A 17,319-nucleotide genomic window follows, 5' to 3' on the forward strand; every position below is an offset into this window, starting at 1 on the left:
TCCGTCAGTTGTCCGACAAGACGAGCTGCGCACCCATCTCGCCGATCATGATGGCGGGCGCGTTGGTGTTGCCGCCGGTGATCGACGGCATGATCGAGGCGTCGCAGACCCGCAGGCCCTCGACCCCGCGGACCTTGAGGTCGGGACTCACGACCGCGAGTTCGTCCACGCCCATCCGGCAGGTGCCGACGCCGTGGTAGACCGAGGTCGCGCGGTTCAGGATCGCGTCGCGCAGTTCTTGTCCCTGCAAGGCTTTGCCCGGGTGCAGCTCCTCCTTGATCGAGCCGTTGAACGCCTTCGACGCGAAGATCTCGCGGACCATCTCCGAGCCCTCGCCGAGCACCTCGAGATCGGCCGGGTCGGACAGGTACTGCGGGTCGATGAGCGGCGCCGCGGTGGGATCGGCCGAAGCGAGCCGCAGCGTGCCGCGGCTCCTCGGGTAGATCAGCGTCGTGAGCACGGTGAGCGCGGGACGTTTGTCGACGTCGTGCCGGATGGGCGCGTCCTGGTTCGGCGTCACGTACGCCCACGGCAGGAGGTGCAGCTGGAGGTCGGGCACCTCGGCGGCCTGGGAGGTCTTGAGGAAGGCGACCGCCTCGAAGACCGAGTTCGCCAGGAACGTCGTTCCGGGCCGCATCAGTTCGCTGACCAGGCCGCGCGCGAAGTACGGCGGCGTGCCCCTGTTCTTGCTCGACGACGCGCGGAAGGTCAGCGCGTGGAACATGTGGTCGTGCAGGTTGTCGCCGACCGGCAGGTCCGCGACGACGTCGATGCCGTGCTCCTTCAGGTGCTCGGCGTGGCCGATCCCGGACAGCATCAGCAACTGCGCGGACCCGACGAAGCCCGCCGAGAGGATGACCTCCTTGCCCGCGCGCAGAATGCGCTGGCCCCCGTTCGCGTCGACGACCTCGACACCGACGGCACGGCCGTTCTCGATGACCACCTTCTTCGCCAGCACCCCGGACTGGACCTGAAGCGTTGCGGGCGCGAGATGGTGGATGTAGCCGCGGGAGGCGCTGTAGCGGAGGCCGTCGGCGGCGTTCTGCTGCATCCGGCTGACGCCCTCTTGGGACTCGGCGTTGTAGTCGTCGAGGATCTCGCAGCCGATCGCGTCGGCGGTCGCCTGGAGGAACTGGAGCGTGCCCTCCTGCGGGGTCTTGTTGCGGGTGACCCGGATCGGCCCGCCCGCGCCGCGGAAGTCGTTTTCGCCGTCCTCGAAGTCCTCCATCCGCTTGTACGCGGCGTTGACGCTGTCGGCGTCCCAGCCCTTGTTGCCCTCGGCGGCCCAGGAGTCGAAGTTGGCGCGGTTGCCGCGCACGTAGACCATCCCGTTGATGGAGCTGGAGCCGCCGACCACCTTGCCGCCGGGCACCGGCATCCGGCGATCGAGAACATGTTTCTGCGGCACCGAGTAATAGCCCCAGTCGAACGGCTTCTTGAGCTGGGGCACCGCGTGCATCGGGCCGACCAGCCCCGGCTTCTTGACGAGCATCTTCTCGTCCGTCTTACCCGCTTCGAGCACGATCACGCTGGCCCCGGCCGCCGCCAGCCTGCCCGCGACCGCGGCACCCGAGCTGCCCGATCCGACGACCACGTAGTCGGCCTCGTCGCCGCGCGCAGCCCTGTTCGCCATGTCCGCTCCTCGGTCAGCCCACCGTGCAGAACTGTAACCTGTTCTAGTTCTGTCACCGTATAGCGAGACCGGCCGGTTCCGCAACGGGCCGTCGCTCCCCGGCCGGCCTCCGAGACCTCAGCGCAGCGGTTCGAGCGCCTTCGCGAGCGGTTCCAGCACGGCGGGCGTGTGCGGCGGCGGCAGGTAGATGATCGCCAGGTCGAGGCCCACCTCACCGAGTGCTTCGGCGTCCGCGGCGACCTTCGCGTAGTCACCGTCCGTGCCGAGGCGCACGTGCGAGGACAAGGTGATCTCCTTGGGATCCCGGCCGATGTCCGCGCAGTGCCGGTGCAGCACCTCGCGCTTGTGGGCGAACTCCTCCGGCGTGCCACCGACGAAGTTCCAGTGCTGGGCGTACTTCGCGGTCGTGCGCAGGGTGCGCTTCTCGCCGCTGCCCCCGATGCAGATCGGCGGATGCGGCTTCTGCACGCCCTTGGGTTCACAGCGGGCGTCGGTCAGCTGGTAGTGCTCGCCCTGGAAGGTGGTGGTCTCCTGGGTCAGCAGGCCGACGAGGACCTCGCAGGCCTCCTCGAACCGGTCACTGCGCTCCTTGATGGTGCCCAGTTCCATGCCGTACGCGCCGGATTCCTCTTCGTTCCAGCCCGCGCCGACGCCGATCTCCAGCCGGCCGCCGGAAACGATGTCGAGGGTCGCGGCCATGTTCGCGAGAAGCGCCGGGTGGCGGTAATGGATCCCGCTGACCAGCGTGCCCAGCCGGAGCCGTTTCGTGGCCTGCGCGAGCGCGGTGAGCGTCACCCACCCTTCCAGGCACGGACCGGTCGAATCCGAGAAAATGGGATAGAAGTGATCGAAGGTCCAGCCCGATTCGAAGAGTTCGATCTCGTCGGCGGCCTGCCAGACGGCGAGCATGTCGGACCAAACGGTGTCCTGCGGCGAAGTCTTGATGGCGAATCGCATGATCTTGATCGTAAACCTGGAGTTCCTCCAGTCGCTTCTGAAAATCAGCGGGCGATGCCGCGGCGAAGATAGTCGTCGGCGTCCACTCCGGACTCGACGAGCAACGCGCGCGTGTGCTCTCCCAGGGCCGGGACATCGCCCATGCACGCCTCGAAATCGTCGAACGTCACCGGCGGCAGCAGCGCGTCGACCCGGGCGAATTCGGTGCCGACCTTGCGCCACCGGTCGCGCGCCCGCAATTGAGGGTGATCGGCGACCTGGCCGACGTCCTTGAGCTGCGCGGCGGGAACCCCGGCAGCGGCGAGCCGTTCGTCGAGTTCACTGTTGGACCACAACGAAGTCCTGGCGGCGACGGCGGCGTCGCACTCCGCGCGATGAGCCACCCGCTGAACGTTGGTGGTGAAGCGCGGGTCGTCGGCGAGTTCGGGCGCGTCGAGGACATCGGTGACGAGCGTGCGCCAGCCGGTGTCGTTCTGGACGCCGATGAGCATCTGGCCGTCACGCGTCGGGAAGGCGTCGTACGGCGCGATCGAACTGTGGCTCAGCCCCATCCGCTCGGGCTCGGTGCCGGCGTACATCCGGGTGTTGAGCGCGTATCCCATCCATTCGACGGTGGCTTCCAGCATCGAGACCTCGATCGTCGCGCCCTCGCCGGTGCGCCAGCGGCGCAGCAACGCCGCCAGCACCGCCTGCGCGCAGTACATGCCCGAGGCGATGTCGGCGGTCGGGATCCCGGTCTTCGCCGGCGCGTCCGGGGTTCCGGTGATCGCGATGAGCCCGGCCTCGGCCTGGATCAGCATGTCGTAGGCCTTGCGCCGCTCCATCGGCCCGCCCGCGCCGAACCCGGACAGGTTCACCACGACCAGTTCGGGGTGATCCGCCCGCAGATCACCGAAACCGAGCCGCTCCGCCGCGCCGGGGGCGAGATTCTGCACGAACACGTCGGCCTTCGCGACCAGCCGGCGGACGACGTCACGGCCTTCGCCGGTCTTGAGGTCGACGGCGAGCGATTCCTTGCCCCGGTTCAGCCAGACGAAATGCGCGCCGCTGCCGTGCACGGCGTGGTCGTAGGCGCGGGCGAAATCCCCGCCGTCGACGCGTTCCACCTTGATCACCCGCGCGCCGAGGTCGGCGAGGTTGCGGGTGGCCAGCGGTGCGGCCACGGCCTGTTCGACGGCGACGACGGTGACCCCGTCGAGCGGCCGCGTCATGCCTTCTTCTTCTCGGCCCGCACCAGCCCGCCGCCGATGATCAACCGCTGGATCTCGCTCGTGCCCTCGTACAGCCGCATCAGCCGGACGTCCCGGTAGATCCGCTCGACCGCGACCTCGCGCATGTAGCCGCTCCCGCCGTGGACCTGCACCGCGAGATCCGCGGCCTTGCCCGCCATCTCGGTGCAGAACAGCTTCGCCGCCGACGGCGCGATCCGCCGGTCCTCCCCCGTCACATACGCCCGCGCCGCCTCACGCGCGAGCGCGCGACCGGCGAGCACACCGGTCTGCTGATCGGCCAGCATCGCCTGCACCAGCTGGAAATCCCCGATCGGCGTGCCGCCCTGGGTCGCCGTCGCGGCGTACGCGACCGACTCGTCCAGCGCTCGCTGCGCCGTCCCGACGGCGAGGCCCGCCATGTGGATCCGGCCGCGCGCCAGCGACGTCATCGCCGCCTTGTAGCCGACCTCCCCGTCCCCGCCGACCAACGCGTCGGGCCCGACGCGGACCTGCGAAAACGTCACGTCCGCGGTCCGCGAACCCTCCTGCCCCATCTTCGCGTCCTTCGCCCCCACCGTGATGCCCGGCGCGTCGGCCGGCACGAGGAACACCGCGATCCCGGTGTCCGTCCGCGCGAAGACCACGAACAGGCCGGCCTCGGTGGCGTTGGTGATGAACTGCTTCCCGCCGTCGATCACCCAGCCGTCACCGTCCGGTTTCGCGCTGGTCCGCAACCCGGCCGGATTCGACCCCGCGCCCGGCTCGGTCAGCGCGAACGACGCGACGACCTCCCCCGAGGCGATCCCCGGCAGCCACCGGGCCTGTTGCTCCCGGGTGCCGAACCCGACCAGCACCTGACCGGCGATCCCGTTGTTCGTGCCGAACATCGACCGCAACGCCAGCGACGTGTACCCCAGCGCCATCGCGACCTCGACGTCCTGCACCAGGTCGAGGCCGAGCCCACCCCACTCCTGGGGGATCGCGTAGCCGAACAGCCCCATCTCCGCTGCCTGCGCCCGCAGATCGGCCGGGATGGCGTCGGTGTTCATGATCTCCAGCTCCCGGGGCATCACCCGGGTGCGCACGAAATCGTCGATCTGGCCGAGAACGTCCGCGAACACGTCGTCGGGGACGTCGGGGTTGCCGGTGTACATGCCCCTCACTATCGATCACCGTCCGGACGAGGTCCACACCCTCGGGTGGACCTCGTCGCGGGACCTACCGGAGGTGTTGATCACCGACCTAACGTCGAACCATGCGTACACGAACCGCTTTCCTGTCCATCGCCAGTGCCCTCGCCCTCTGCTTCACGATCCCGGCGGTGGCCTCCGCCGCCGAAGGCGAATTCACCTACCGCTACTACGACGAAGACGAAGAGATCCAGGTCGGCACCCTGGTCGACCCGCCCAGCGGCGAATGCATAGAGATTCCCGAAATAGCCGACTGGGACGTCGACGCGTTCCGCCCGCGGAACAACACCGACTCGACCGCCGTGGTGTTCCTGGACGACGACTGCAAGAGTGATTCCTACTTCTCGCTTCGCCCCCACGGCGGCCGCGGCTCGGACAGACTCCTCCTCCGCTCGGTCATCTTCAGTTAGGCCGAGCGGACCTCGACACCACACCCCGCGCGGCGAAGGATGAGGCGCGGGGGTGGTCGTCGTGGCACGACGCGGACTGGTCTTCCTGGCTCTGCTCACGATCTTCCTGGGGCTGGTGGTGCCCCGCGCCTCGGCCGGCGGCCCGGTCGCCAGGTACGAAGGCGAACTCGAAGGCGCACGCTATCTGGTGCTGGTGCCGGAAAACTGGAACGGCACGCTCATGCTGTGGAGCCACGGGATGTACTCCCTGGCCTATCCGGAGCCGGATCGGATCGCGTTGACATCCCAGCCCGCGACCGAGTCTTTCCTGCTGGCGCAGGGATACGCGCTGGCCGCCTCCCAGTACCGGACCGTGCGCGGCTGGTCGATCGAGGAGGCGCTCACCGACCAGACCCGGCTGCACGATTGGTTCACCCGCACGGTCGGCCCGCCGCGGCGAACCATCGCGGCGGGCGAATCGGTGGGCGCGATCACCGCGACCCTGCTCGCCGAGCGGAATCCGCGCCGGTTCGACGGCCTGATGACCTTCTGCGGCAACCTCGCCGGCGGGGCCGCGCACTGGAATTCGTCGCTCGATCTCGGGTACGCGCTGAACACCCTGCTCGACGCACGGCTGCAACTGGTGCGGATCACCGATCCCGCGGCCAACGTGGGCAGATTCGTCGACGTGGTGCAGGCCGCCACCGCGAATCCGGGCGGCAGGGCGCGGCTCGCGATGGCGAACGCGCTGGCCGAGATCCCAGGCTGGCTGGACGCCACGCAACCTCGCCCGCCGGACGTCGCGGACCAGGTTTTCTGGCAGGGCGTATGGGATCGCTTCTACCGCGCCGGCGCGTTCGGCGTCGACAGGGTCGCGCTGGAACAGCGGGCGGGCGGCAACCCGGGCTGGAACGTGGGTGTCGACTACCGGCGGATCCTGGCGAACTCCGGTGAACGGACGCTGGTGGAACGCGCCTACGCGGAGGCAGGGCTCGACCTCGGCGCCGACCTCGACCGGCTGGCGAAGGCGCCCCGAATCACCCCGGATCCGGCCGCGGTGGTCTATCTGGCCCGCTTCGGGCTGCCGCTGGGGCGCACGCCGGTCCCGGTGCTGACCATGCACACCGTCGCGGACGGCACCGCCCCCGCGGCGCACGAACGCGCCTACGCCGAACGAGTGGGACCTGGCGACGAACTCCGTCAGCTGTTCGTGAACCGCGCAGGTCACTGTGTGTTCACCGCGTCCGAGGAGATCACCGCCCTGCGCACGCTGGAACGGCGGCTGGATCACGGACGCTGGCCGTCGACCGGCCCCGCCACGTTGAACTCCGAAGCGGGCACGCTCGCCCCGGAACACCAGACGATCTTCGACATCGTACGGGAGACCCGGGTGACGACCACCCCGGCGTTCGCGCGGCATTCCCCTCCCCCGTATCCGAGGGCGCTGCCGTTCTAGGTTCCGGCGAGGATCGTCAGCCCGTAGGCCGACAAGACCCGGTTGACCGGGACGAAGAAGGTGGAGCCGCCGCTGGAGCAGTTGCCGCTGCCACCGACCAGCACACCCTGGGCCTGTGTCCCGCTGACGAACGGCCCGCCGTTGTCCCCCGGCTCGGCGCACACGGAAGTCCGGGTCAAGCCGGTCAGTGTCCCCTCCGGGAAGGTGATCGACACGTTCTTCGCCTGGATGATGCCGCACCGCCAGCCGGTGGTCGCGCCGTACCGGCACACCGACGCGCCGACCGGGGCCTCGACCGACCCGGTGACCGTCACGCGGGGCTCGGTGGGCGGGATGGAGGCCACCAGCCGCCAGTCGGTCGTGTTGGTCACCCGGATGACGATCGCGCCGGTCGGCGGCGTCTGGGCGCCCACGACCACCCCGACCACCCGGCCGGCGCTGCGGATCGTGTCACCGGGTTTGCCGCAGGCCGAACTCGCGATCAGGTAGCCGGTATTCCCCGAGACGGCGGCGAACCCGGCCATGCACCGCGTCGCGGCGCTGCTCTGCAACACGCTCCCGCCGCCGAGCGGGGCGGGAGCGCTCGCGTGCGCGGTCGACGGCAAGGCCAGACCGAAGGCCAGGACCAGGCAGGACAGGGATCGGGGCAGTCTCACGGGACCCTCCGATGGCCGGGGATGTCCCGATCGTAACGAGCGGGACATCCCCGGCCCATCCGCCGAATCGCGCATTCTCAGCGCCAGCCGAGCTCCGGCGCCACGTGGGTGAGGATGCTCTCCAGCACGTGCGCGTTGTACTCGACGCCGAGCTGGTTCGGGATGGTCAGCAGCAAGGTGTCCGCGGCCTCGATCGCCTCGTCCTCCTTGAGCGCCCGCACCAGCTCGTCCGGCTCGGCGGCGTACGACCGCCCGAAGATCGCCCTGGTCGTCTCGTCGATCATGCCGACCTGATCGCGCGAGTTCCGGTCGCGGCCGAAATACGCGCGGTCCAGGTCGTTGGTCAACGCGAAGATGCTGCGGCTGACCGACACCCGCGGCTCACGCGAGTGACCGGCCTCCTTCCAGGCTTCGCGGTAGGCCTCGATCTGCTTGCGCTGCTGGACGTGCAGCGGCTCCCCCGTCTCGTCGTCCTTGAGGGTGGAACTCTGCAGGTTCATGCCCTGCTCCGCCGCCCACACCGCGGTCGCGTTGGAGCTGGACCCCCACCAGATCCGCTCGCGCAACCCCTCCGAATACGGCTCGAGCCGCAGCAACCCCGGCGGATTGGGGAACATCGGCCGCGGATTCGGCTGCGCGAACCCCTCGCCCTCGAGCAGCTTGAGGAAGACCTCGGTGCGCTGCCGGGCCATGTCCGCCGCGGTCTGCCCCTCCGCCGGCCCGTACCCGAAGTACCGCCAGCCGTCGATCACCTGCTCCGGGGATCCCCGGCTGACGCCGAGCTGGAGCCTGCCGCGGGAGATGAGGTCGGCGGCGCCCGCCTCCTCGGCCATGTACATCGGGTTCTCGTAGCGCATGTCGATCACGCCGGTGCCGATCTCGATCTTCGACGTCCGGGCCCCGACCGCCGACAGCAACGGGAACGGACTCCCCGCCTGCCGCGCGAAGTGATGCACCCGGAAGTACGCGCCGTCCACGCCGAGCTCCTCGGCCGCGACCGCCAAGTCGATCGACTGATGCAGGAAGTCGGCCGCGGACCGCGTCTCGGAGTGCGCGCTCGGTGACCAGTGGCCGAAGGACAGGAAACCAATCTTCTTCACGCCCGTGTAAGCGCTCCGTGACCAGGATTGATTCCCCGCCGGCTGTGTACACGGTCATAACGCGAAAGAGCGGACGGCATCCGCTCCACCTCGTAGGGTACTGCGTGTGTCCGAGGGCGACTTGCTCACTATCCACACGCCTTTGGTTGAAGTAGTGGTTGGTAGTTGAGTGTGTCTGTAGCCGGCAAGTGAGTACTTCCATGACAGGAAGATCGAACTACCTCCTGACCAGGCACTCCTCTGGTTCTGCAGGCCTTCGTCTCCCGTTTCTCCTAATTATGGGCTTTCGCGCCGTTAGCACTCGACGGGTTCGGGCGGTTGAGCTCGTCCGCGAGCCCTTCGAGGGGCTTGGTGAGGTATGGGTCGCGTTCGATCCATCGTTTTCCTTCGGCGGCGATGCCTTCCAGGATGTGCAGGGTGTGGGTGAAGCCGGTGACGTCGAGGTTCATCTGTGCGACCACGTCCGGGCTCTCGTCGGGGGTGGTCTGGTCGCTGGTGGGGTCGGTGATGTGGATGCCGCGGGGTTCGCCGTTCATGAGAGTGAGTTCGAGGTCGCAACTGAGGTCGGTCGGCGTCGCGACGTAGACCGAGGAGACGGCGTCGAAGCGGAAGTTGTTGCGTTCGATGTCAGTGAGGATCATGTGTTCGAAGTCGATCGAGGTACCCAGCTCACGCACGCCGTCGAGGGTGATGAGGAAGAGGCGGATGTCGTACTTCGCATATCGTCGCGGGCCACCGCGGACTCGCGCGTGTTTGCTGTTCTTAACCGGTGTCTGAAGCACTGCGTGGGTGAGCACGTCGCGCCACGCGAGGCGGTAGTGGCGCAGTGCCCGTTCGACGACGATCGTCTTGTCGGCGGTCAGCCAGGTCTCCATTTCGGTTTCGGATGGCCGGATCGCGTCCAGTTTGTCCTTCCAGCGCTGGTACTCGTCCTCGCGTGCTTTGTGCACCCTCTCGCGTTCGAGCTGGTCATCCGCAACTCGTCGGCGTTCGCCGATGATTTCCGACCAGCCGCGGAGTGCGTAACCCGTTCCGATGAGGAGGACGAGAGTCGCGGTCACGGTGGCCAAGAGTTCGGTTTCGAGCGCTGCCGAGACGGTGTAGGAGGCGAAGCCGAGAAAGGCCATTGTGGACAGTGTGCAGACGATCTTCGTGGGGACGGCGACCTGGTACCTTTCGCGGTACTCGAACAGCTCACCCTTGTGCCACTTGTCACGCACATCTCGCGCGAGAAAGCGGACGAGCCACTTGATCCGGCCGGCTGGGATCCTGCTTTCGCGGTAGAGATCGACGACCTCGTTGCGTAACCACGATCGGATACCGGCAGTTGTCTTCGTCCAGTGTGTGCGATCCATGCCCATGGGTGGGTACCGGTTGAAGTAATATTCGAAGTACCGGGTCACGCTGGCGGCGAAGCCCTGGTCCGTGGTTTCCGTGGTCCCGCTCCGGCCCGCGTATCGCCGTTCGTGCTCGGCGAGGCGCCCACTGAGATAGCGCCACTGGAATCCGCTCCGGATCGCGATGCTCGCTGCGGCGATCGCGAGCAGATACGCCACTATCGGCAGCGGTCGTGCAGCCAAGAAGACCGCTTTGGCCAGGTAGCCGGCGCCGAGGACAGCCGCTACTGTGGCGAATCCGGCTCGGACGCGATCGCGCGTCGTGCTCGTGACGGGTGTCGGCTGCCGGGTTCGGGGTCTGTTTGGAAACGGCTCGAAGTAGGCCCAGACGCGGTTCTGCCGGTTGTGACTGGTGCGTGTTTCTTCTGCGTGTCGACGGATATCGGCCCAGAACCGGTCTTTCAGTCCACCAGTGAGTACTAGGTCCAGGTGGTGGATGACCTGGTCGCGTTGCGGTGCCGGCAAGCCGGCCAGCTGCGTGAGCGCCTGCTCCGGATCTTTGTTGGTGCCGATGAGGTAGTCGAGCAGATCGTGTACTGCCGAGAGCGAGCGCGTCCACTCGTCGCTTGGGAGGTCGGCGCACCATTGCACTTCGGATGCCAGGCGCTGCCGTTCGTCCGGGGTGAGATCGCGGTAGGAGCGTTTGCTGAGCATCGCGAGTACCCAGTGGAACCTGACTTCGGCGTTGTCGTATCCGTGGGCGCGTGCTTCATCGATGAATTTGCGCGCGCGGGTAGGGACGCCGTCCCGCAGATACGCGATGCCGACCTTGTACTTTTCCTCGGGTGGAGCGTCGGGTAGGACTTGATAGACCGTCGAGTTGTGGATTTCATCGGCCTGCATGCCGACCGTCGATCCGGCTTCAGCTGTGAACGTGGATTGATTCGGTGGGATCACAGGAATCCCTTCGCCGCCGCTACGAGTGCGGCGATTTTCGCCGCGGGACCGACGAGTTCCGCGATCAGGCCGCCGAGCCGCTTGAGTGCCAGCACGAAGGTCTTTCGGCCCTCTGGCGTGTCGGACGCGATCGCCTTGTCCGCGATGTCGAGTTCACCGCGTGCGGCTTCGTAGGTGTCGTCGTCGAGCTGCCCACGCGAGTGCTCCCGTTCGAGATCGCGGCGCAGGCGCGACAACTCGGTCGCGAAATCCGGGGTGCCCTCGGAACGGAGGGAGACGTTCTGCACGACGGTGCTCCCGGAGATGGTCCCGGCTTGCATCCCGACCGTCCCGGTCCCACTGATGTGGACGGTACGCGGCCCGCCCGAAGCGTTCGAGTTCCGCATGGCGGCGTGTTCCCCTTCTTTGAGTAGCTCGGTGGCGAGGTGGGTGGCGAACGCCGCGGCGTTCGCGGCGGCCCGTGGTTGCCAGTTCCGGTCTGCGGCGGAGTTCTTCGTTCCGTCGGCCTGGTCACTGATGCCACGAACGATTGCGACGTGGGCGCCGTTGAGGTGACCGGCCTGCGCGACGCCCGCGGCTTCCATCTCGATCGCGAGCGCGTCGTTGAAGTGGTCGCGAATCCACCGCGCCTCGGCGGAAATGGTCGAGTTCTGCACGATCTCACCAGCGGCGATGAGGCCGAAATGGGCGTTCGTGCCGTCGGGGACGTCTCGCTTCCAGTCGCCGATGCGTGCGACGTGCTGTGCGATCTGGGCCACCTCATGCGAGGTTTCCCACGTCCTGGGGCGGGCCTTGAGACCGTCGTCCTCACTGGTGCCGCCGTGGTAGGCGTAGACGTGAGTCGCGAAGACGACGTCACCGAGCGGTGTGCCCCACATGGCGCCGGCGACACCGACGAACATCAGTGCGGTCGGGGAGAAGTGCGAGATGGCGCGTTCGGCCAGTACCGCGGCAGAGTGGTTTCCCTTGCCAGTGAGGCCGAGCGCGACGCGGCACGATGTACCGCGAACGGTGCCGACCTCGAAACGAGTACCGCGATCGTGCCGGTCCGATCGCAGGTTCTCGAGCCGGTTCCGGACCGCCTCGTACTCAAGATTCAAGGCGGTCAGCATCACCACCAGGTCGTCGGTCATGAGTTCCCCTCTCGTGTCGTCGTGGCGGGTCGTACCAGTGGCGGATGAAGTGTCGTGCGATGACCAGCCTTGAACAGCCGGGCGGGACGGCCTTTGCCAGTGCGGCGTTCGGCGCCAGCAGGCACGATGAAACCGATAGCAGCCTGGACTTTCCGGTAGAAGTTCCGCAGATCGAGCGGGCAGCCCCACACGGCCTCGTAGACCTCTTGCAGTTCGTTGATGGTGAACGTCTCCCGGCAGAAGGCCGTTGCCAGCGCCGTGTGCTCAAGCTTCGACCGCGCTCGCTCCAAGCCATCACCGAGGATCTCGTCGTGGTCGAACGCCAGCCGAAGCCGCCCGCGCAGGATGTCCGACACCGGCGTCCACGACGCATGGGCTGCGTCAGTGCCCGCCAGTGGTTCCGGGAGACCGGGAGCGATGGCCAGGTACGCCACCGAGATGACCCGGCCACGGGGATCGCGGTCTGGGGTTCCATAGGCACCCAATTGCTCCAAGTGCAGTTGTGACGCATCAAGATTCGCCTCCTCCCGTAGCTCGCGACGGGCTGCGGCGAGTACGTCCTCCTGGCCGTTGCCCAAGAAACCGCCCGGCAGCGCCCACGCGCCCTGGAAAGGCTCGATGCCCCTTTCGACGAGCAACACATAGAGTGCCGACTCTCGCAGGGTGAAGATCACCAGGTCCACGGCCAGCATCACCAGCGGGGGGGTCCAGTCGTCATCCGGCATGTGCAAGACCTTATTTATTGTCAGAGTGACAGTAAATAAGGCGTTCGGGTGGTCTGTGATCGAGAGCGTGTCGACGGGCTCTTGTGACGGTGCCGACCGCGCTAGCCGTCGGCTCGAATCGTTGCGCGAGGACTTCCAGAACTCGACGGTCATGGGGTCAGGAGTTCATCGACGATGAGCGGTTGGATGAAGCGGCCATCGTCCTGGCGCCAACCGGAGTGCGAACCGACGTCAAAGAAGTGGACGGGGGCAGCGCCGAGACCATTGCAGCAGCACTGGACTCAGGGACCCATGCGCCGGTGGACGGGCTGGATCATGCTTGCAAGCGCGCGTGGAGGCATTCATGTCTCACGGCCGTGCTGCTCACGACCGGAGTAGCCCCCTGGGCAGGGACACTTACACCAGATTCACCCCAGTGCGCGGCAGGGGCGGGCTAACCCCGACTTCGAGGTACTCTCGATGAGCTCTTTCGCACTGCCGATGACCTGCGCCAGTTCGGTAACGATCGCGCGCTGGATTCGCTGGAGGTACCCCAGGAGCGCGGATAGGTCTTTCAGGCCCCTGAGGGACTCGCCGGCAGCCGGGCATCGAGTGGACTAGCCACTATCTGCGCCAACTTGGTTCGCGTCGGTTCGAACAGCCCGTCCAAGATTTCTCGCTGTGCCTGCCACGACCTTTGAGCGCCGTTTCAGACCCAGTAGTTCCGAAATCGCGTGAAGTCCCTGAACAGAACTTGCAGTGGAACGCCGGCTCGGGCCGTCACAACCTCCAAGATCCCGATCGCCAGCTCTATCTGCGAAGGCAGGCTAGTTCGGCTCTCGCCGAAGAGTGGTTCCGCGAGCACCTGATCCGCCGGTGCGAGAGGCGGGACAAACCTGAGTAGCAGCGGTCTGCATACTCAGCTTCTGTTGCGCAACGCACTCGCCGCAGTGATCGATCTGCCGGACCGCCTTAGGTCTGACGCTACTGCCGGTCGGCGGGGATGGTGGTGGCGAGGAAGTTGAAGTAGCGGAGGTGCTTCCAGTTGTCGTGGTTGCCGATGATGTAGAGGCGGCGTTTGGCGCGGGAGGCGGCGACGTTGAGGAGGTTGGGTTTTTCGGCCGCCCAGGCGCGTGCGCCGGTGCTGTTGGGTTTGCTGCCCAATACAAGGATCACGACGTTGGCTTCTTGCCCTTGCACGGTGTGGACGGTGCCGACGTTTTTGTGGATGAAGCCCCGAATGTGGTCGTCGCGGCCGAGTCGTTCGGTGAGGATGTCTTTGCTGCCACGGACGACGTCGCGGAATGGGCTGATCACGCGGATCTCGTGCGTTTTGACGCCGTCCCTGGCCAGGTCGGTGAGCAGTCGGAGCAGGGCCTCGCCTTCGGCGGGGATCCAGTTGCCGTGCGACTGCCCGGATCGGACGTCGATCCAGGTGTTCTGCCCTGGGTAGTCACCGTCGTGGTTGGTGCCGTAGATCATGAGGTCTCCGCCATAGGCGATGGTGTTGGAGATCTCGAACATCGGGCGGTCGCAGCGGCGGTGAACGCGAAGAGGAGCGCCGACCCATACGGTGCCGCCGTCAGGCTCGAGGAGGACGGTGCCGTGTCGGGCATGCCGGTCAGCGACGCGTTGGGCCGAGGTGTTTTCCGGGGTCCACTGTTCGTGCACGTCATGGTGGCGGCGCAATGCGTGCTGAGCGGGCAGGGGGAGCGTGACGATCGGCTCGAGTTGCTGCGGATCGCCGACGATCACGGCGCGGCGGCATCGCCAGAGACCGCCGACGGCCTGCTGGGGTGTTGCCTGGCCGGCTTCGTCGATGAACAGCCAGCCGAAACTTTCGCTGCCCAGACCGGAGAACAGTCGCGGCAGCGAGGCGAAGGTCGTGGAAATCATTGGCACGACCAGGAACAAGGCCTGCCACGCGGCCAGCAGCGTCTGCGACTTGGGCTGGTTCTTGAGCGTGCCGCCGATGACGGCGGCGATGACGGCCAGGTTGCCGCGGGCGTGTGGTTCCGCGCTCAGCAGGAAGGTCTTGTGCAACCGCAGCGCGGCCAGGAACAGCTGGTTACGTGCAGTGGTGAATTCCGGGTCGGCCCACGGCGCGCACAGCTGAAATCGCGCCTCGTCGGCGAGCTCGTCACCAAAAGGCACAGTGGTGGGCCACTCGGCTCGAGCGGCATCGATGCGTGCCTGCACTGCGGCCAGCGCGTAGGTGGCATCGTTCAAGGCGTTCTCGTTCCGCCGATTCTGTAGCACGGCTTCGTGCAAGGCGGACTTGCATTTGGGGACGAATTCAGTCCACTGAGCGAGGGTGGTTTTGGCGTTGTCCCGAGCCTTCCGCAACTTGCCATGCTGGGTGTCCCATTCCTTGCCGGCCCGGAAGCCGGTGGACAATGAGACCCAGCATCCTGGCCTGTGGTTTGGCCAGTCCTCGTACTCCTCGTCGGCATTCCGGTAGGCGTGTTCCGCTCTGTGACACTGCTCGGTGGCATGGCGCAGATCGTTGTTGAGCTGCTCGCAGGCGGCCTGTGACTGCCGCAGCCTGCCCTCGGCTTCACGGACCGCATTCCGGCGGGAATTGAACTCTGCAATGGCTTCGGCGGCGATTTGACGAGCGGCGGCGAGTCGCTGGACCTCCGCTTGCGCGTCGGTGAACGCGGTGACCGCGGTGTCCCAGTCCTCGACGAGGTCCGGGTCCTCGCGTACCTGTTTCATCAGGTTCAACAGGCCGACATTGCCGGATTCGTCGTTCAGCTCGTCCGTGTCAGTCTCATCGTCCGCATTCTGGCGTCCTGCCTCGTCCGAGATCTGGCGCGCGCCGTCACCCCACCAGAATCGGCCGGCGAAGCTGTTGCGGTTCTTCATGTTGCCCAGGGCCGCAGCGACCATTCCCCAGGCTGGGCTGCCTAGCACGTGCGAGGCAAGGTCGGTGAAGTAGTCGACGGCCAAGGCCTCGTCCTCGGCCCCGCGTACGGCGTCCATGGCCGGGATCTCCGCTGTCACATTGGCTGCCGCGTCGTTGCTGGCGGTGGCGACCACCACCTCGAACCCGATCAGCTCCGCCCGCAGACTCCGCACAGCGGCGGTGTATCGCGGGCCAAGCGTTACCCTCTCGGTCACTTCTGTGAAGGCGTCTTTGGGATTCTGCAGCGCGGCCAAGCGGGTAGCGCGCTCGACGACAATGGCGGCCAGGACGTCACGCAACATGGTGGTCTTGCCGGTGCCGGGCGGGCCGTTGACCGCGAACAAGCCCGTGTTGTCGCCGAGTTCGGACATGATCTGGTTCACAGCGAACTGCTGGCTGATCACCAGCGGCCGCGACACCGCGGTCGGCCAGCGCCCACCCGGGATGTAGCGCGGTTGGACACCGTGGATCAGCGGGTCGCGTCCTGCGCGCACATCGACCCGGTCCGCGGCTGGGTGGTCGGCGAGGTAGGTCGCCAGTCCGGCGCCGACATTCCCGGAGCGCACGGCATCCTCGATCTCGGCCAGGTCGGCTGCGATGTAGCTGTTCAGGAAGTTCTGTCCACCAGCCTGATCTGCCCTGGTCACCGGGACCTGCGTGCAGGCCACCCGGACCCCTTGGGCGTCCAGTACGTCCGCGACTCCCAGGGCAGAGGCCAGCTCCGAGACGAACGTATTCAGCGCGGCTGCGGTCATCCGCAGCCGCGGAACTGTCATACCTGCCTCGCCGTGGCCTGCGGGCCGGTCTGCGGCGTCGCCCTCGTTCTTGGGCGGGGACTCGGAGTCGCGCGGGGTCAGCAGCTTTTCGGCGAAGGTACCCGCGACCGCTCCGGCGATCCCACCGACTACCGGACCTGCGACCGCGCTGACTCCAGCGCCCACCGCCGTCGTCACCGCGGCACCCGTGGCTTTCGCGCCGGCCGTGACCGCCTCCTTGGCGGCGCCTTTCGCCTGTTCGGTGATCGCCCTTCCCGCGGTGGTCAAAGCGGACTTGACCACGCCGTTTCCCGTCGACCTTGGCTCGCGCTTGGGGGGTACGAGTTTGTTCAATGCGGCCACGAACTCGCGCTCGTGGTGCGCGAACCCGTCCAGCCACGTGTGGTCATCCGGTCCAGGTGAGGCCAGCCTGCTGATCGCCCACGCGCACGCGGACAACGTGGCCGAGTTCTCGACCAGGCATCCCTCCGCGTCGAGGGTGAACGCGAACAGTGCGGTCTCACCGTCGTTCCCGCGGGCATCGACCGGCAGGTCGTCCTCACCGAACGCGGTGGTCAACGCGGCCCGTGCCGCCGCCACGCTGTACAAACCGCCGTACACCGTGAACTGCCACGTCTTACCTTCACGCGGCTGACGTCGCGCGATCGGATGATGGGCCTGCCACGGTGCCGGTTCATTACGTGCGACGTCCAGAACCACCTGCGTCGACCTCTGGCGCTCACCGGCTGGAGTGAGTTTCGGGACACCCTGCGGACTGAACATCTCGATCGTGCGCCAAAACTGCACCACCCGCGCAGATTGCTCGCGATCCTGCACCAGAATGGCTCCCCTCCACTCACGATGATCGCGAACCCTACGGCAAGATCAACAACACAGTGTGCCGGTCAGGAATGCGCGCCCCGGTCTGGCTCG

Annotated in this window: 12 protein-coding genes; 2 read left to right on the plus strand and 10 right to left on the minus strand. The window is 67.0% G+C overall.

Translation table 11 applies throughout. From position 1 onward, the window contains the following. Positions 1 to 4 precede the first annotated feature (4 nt). The 4 genes from DMC61_RS21440 to DMC61_RS21455 form a co-directional block, all read right to left on the minus strand. The gene (locus DMC61_RS21440) at positions 5 to 1,633 is read right to left on the minus strand and encodes a GMC family oxidoreductase (protein WP_125690805.1); all 1,629 of its coding nucleotides are present in this window, start codon (positions 1,631 to 1,633) and stop codon (positions 5 to 7) included. A 117-nt stretch (positions 1,634 to 1,750) separates the two neighbouring features. Further along, positions 1,751 to 2,590 carry an LLM class F420-dependent oxidoreductase gene (locus tag DMC61_RS21445; protein WP_199750054.1) on the minus strand — a complete coding sequence of 280 codons (840 nt, stop codon included), beginning with the start codon at positions 2,588 to 2,590 and terminating at the stop codon, positions 1,751 to 1,753. A gap of 44 nt (positions 2,591 to 2,634) precedes the next feature. Further along, positions 2,635 to 3,801: a CaiB/BaiF CoA-transferase family protein gene (locus DMC61_RS21450; protein ID WP_125690806.1), complete on the minus strand. Its 1,167-nt coding sequence runs from the start codon at positions 3,799 to 3,801 to the stop codon at positions 2,635 to 2,637. Beyond that, positions 3,798 to 4,955, minus strand: a complete 1,158-nt coding sequence (locus DMC61_RS21455) for an acyl-CoA dehydrogenase family protein (protein ID WP_125690807.1) — start codon at positions 4,953 to 4,955, stop codon at positions 3,798 to 3,800. Before DMC61_RS21455 ends, DMC61_RS21450 begins: the two co-directional genes overlap by 4 nt. A gap of 101 nt (positions 4,956 to 5,056) precedes the next feature. Between DMC61_RS21455 and DMC61_RS21460 the strand changes: the two genes are divergently transcribed. Together DMC61_RS21460 and DMC61_RS21465 are read left to right on the plus strand one after the other, a co-directional pair. Then, entirely contained in the window at positions 5,057 to 5,401 is a 345-nt protein-coding gene (locus tag DMC61_RS21460; RefSeq protein ID WP_125690808.1) for a hypothetical protein, read from the plus strand. A 61-nt stretch (positions 5,402 to 5,462) separates the two neighbouring features. Continuing rightward, on the plus strand, positions 5,463 to 6,836 hold the full coding sequence (locus DMC61_RS21465; protein ID WP_125690809.1) for a DUF6351 family protein: 1,374 nt from the start codon (positions 5,463 to 5,465) through the stop codon (positions 6,834 to 6,836). Here the strand turns inward: DMC61_RS21465 and DMC61_RS21470 are convergent. The 6 genes from DMC61_RS21470 to DMC61_RS21495 form a co-directional block, all read right to left on the minus strand. Further along, on the minus strand, positions 6,833 to 7,492 hold the full coding sequence (locus DMC61_RS21470; protein WP_125690810.1) for a S1 family peptidase: 660 nt from the start codon (positions 7,490 to 7,492) through the stop codon (positions 6,833 to 6,835). The two genes, DMC61_RS21465 and DMC61_RS21470, sit on opposite strands and share 4 nt — an antisense overlap. 77 nt (positions 7,493 to 7,569) lie before the next feature. Next, positions 7,570 to 8,592 carry an LLM class flavin-dependent oxidoreductase gene (locus DMC61_RS21475; RefSeq protein WP_125690811.1) on the minus strand — a complete coding sequence of 341 codons (1,023 nt, stop codon included), beginning with the start codon at positions 8,590 to 8,592 and terminating at the stop codon, positions 7,570 to 7,572. Positions 8,593 to 8,864: 272 nt separating this feature from the next. Then, the gene (locus DMC61_RS21480; RefSeq protein ID WP_125690812.1) at positions 8,865 to 10,886 is read right to left on the minus strand and encodes a hypothetical protein; all 2,022 of its coding nucleotides are present in this window, start codon (positions 10,884 to 10,886) and stop codon (positions 8,865 to 8,867) included. Beyond that, the gene (locus DMC61_RS21485; RefSeq protein ID WP_125690813.1) at positions 10,883 to 12,019 is read right to left on the minus strand and encodes a 5'-methylthioadenosine/S-adenosylhomocysteine nucleosidase; all 1,137 of its coding nucleotides are present in this window, start codon (positions 12,017 to 12,019) and stop codon (positions 10,883 to 10,885) included. Before DMC61_RS21485 ends, DMC61_RS21480 begins: the two co-directional genes overlap by 4 nt. Then, entirely contained in the window at positions 12,016 to 12,744 is a 729-nt protein-coding gene (locus DMC61_RS21490) for an NUDIX domain-containing protein (RefSeq protein WP_125690814.1), read from the minus strand. The genes DMC61_RS21485 and DMC61_RS21490 overlap by 4 nt, the downstream gene beginning before the upstream one ends. Positions 12,745 to 13,707: 963 nt before the next feature. After that, positions 13,708 to 17,223 (minus strand): DEAD/DEAH box helicase, encoded by a 3,516-nt coding sequence (locus tag DMC61_RS21495; protein ID WP_233594886.1) that lies wholly within the window; start codon positions 17,221 to 17,223, stop codon positions 13,708 to 13,710. Positions 17,224 to 17,319: the final 96 nt, after the last annotated feature.

Origin of the sequence: Amycolatopsis sp. WAC 04169 (genome assembly GCF_003947535.1) — a bacterium.
GTDB lineage: Bacteria > Actinomycetota > Actinomycetes > Mycobacteriales > Pseudonocardiaceae > Amycolatopsis > Amycolatopsis keratiniphila.

What these genes read in the sequence shown, in the direction of transcription:
- DMC61_RS21460 (WP_125690808.1), top strand. Translation starts at nt 5,057, where the DNA reads ATGCGTACACGAACCGCTTTCCTGTCCATCGCCAGTGCCCTCGCCCTC.
- DMC61_RS21490 (WP_125690814.1), bottom strand. Translation starts at nt 12,744, where the DNA reads ATGCCGGATGACGACTGGACCCCCCCGCTGGTGATGCTGGCCGTGGAC.
- DMC61_RS21450 (WP_125690806.1), bottom strand. Translation starts at nt 3,801, where the DNA reads ATGACGCGGCCGCTCGACGGGGTCACCGTCGTCGCCGTCGAACAGGCC.
- DMC61_RS21455 (WP_125690807.1), bottom strand. Translation starts at nt 4,955, where the DNA reads ATGTACACCGGCAACCCCGACGTCCCCGACGACGTGTTCGCGGACGTT.
- DMC61_RS21445 (WP_199750054.1), bottom strand. Translation starts at nt 2,590, where the DNA reads ATGCGATTCGCCATCAAGACTTCGCCGCAGGACACCGTTTGGTCCGAC.
- DMC61_RS21485 (WP_125690813.1), bottom strand. Translation starts at nt 12,019, where the DNA reads ATGACCGACGACCTGGTGGTGATGCTGACCGCCTTGAATCTTGAGTAC.
- DMC61_RS21440 (WP_125690805.1), bottom strand. Translation starts at nt 1,633, where the DNA reads ATGGCGAACAGGGCTGCGCGCGGCGACGAGGCCGACTACGTGGTCGTC.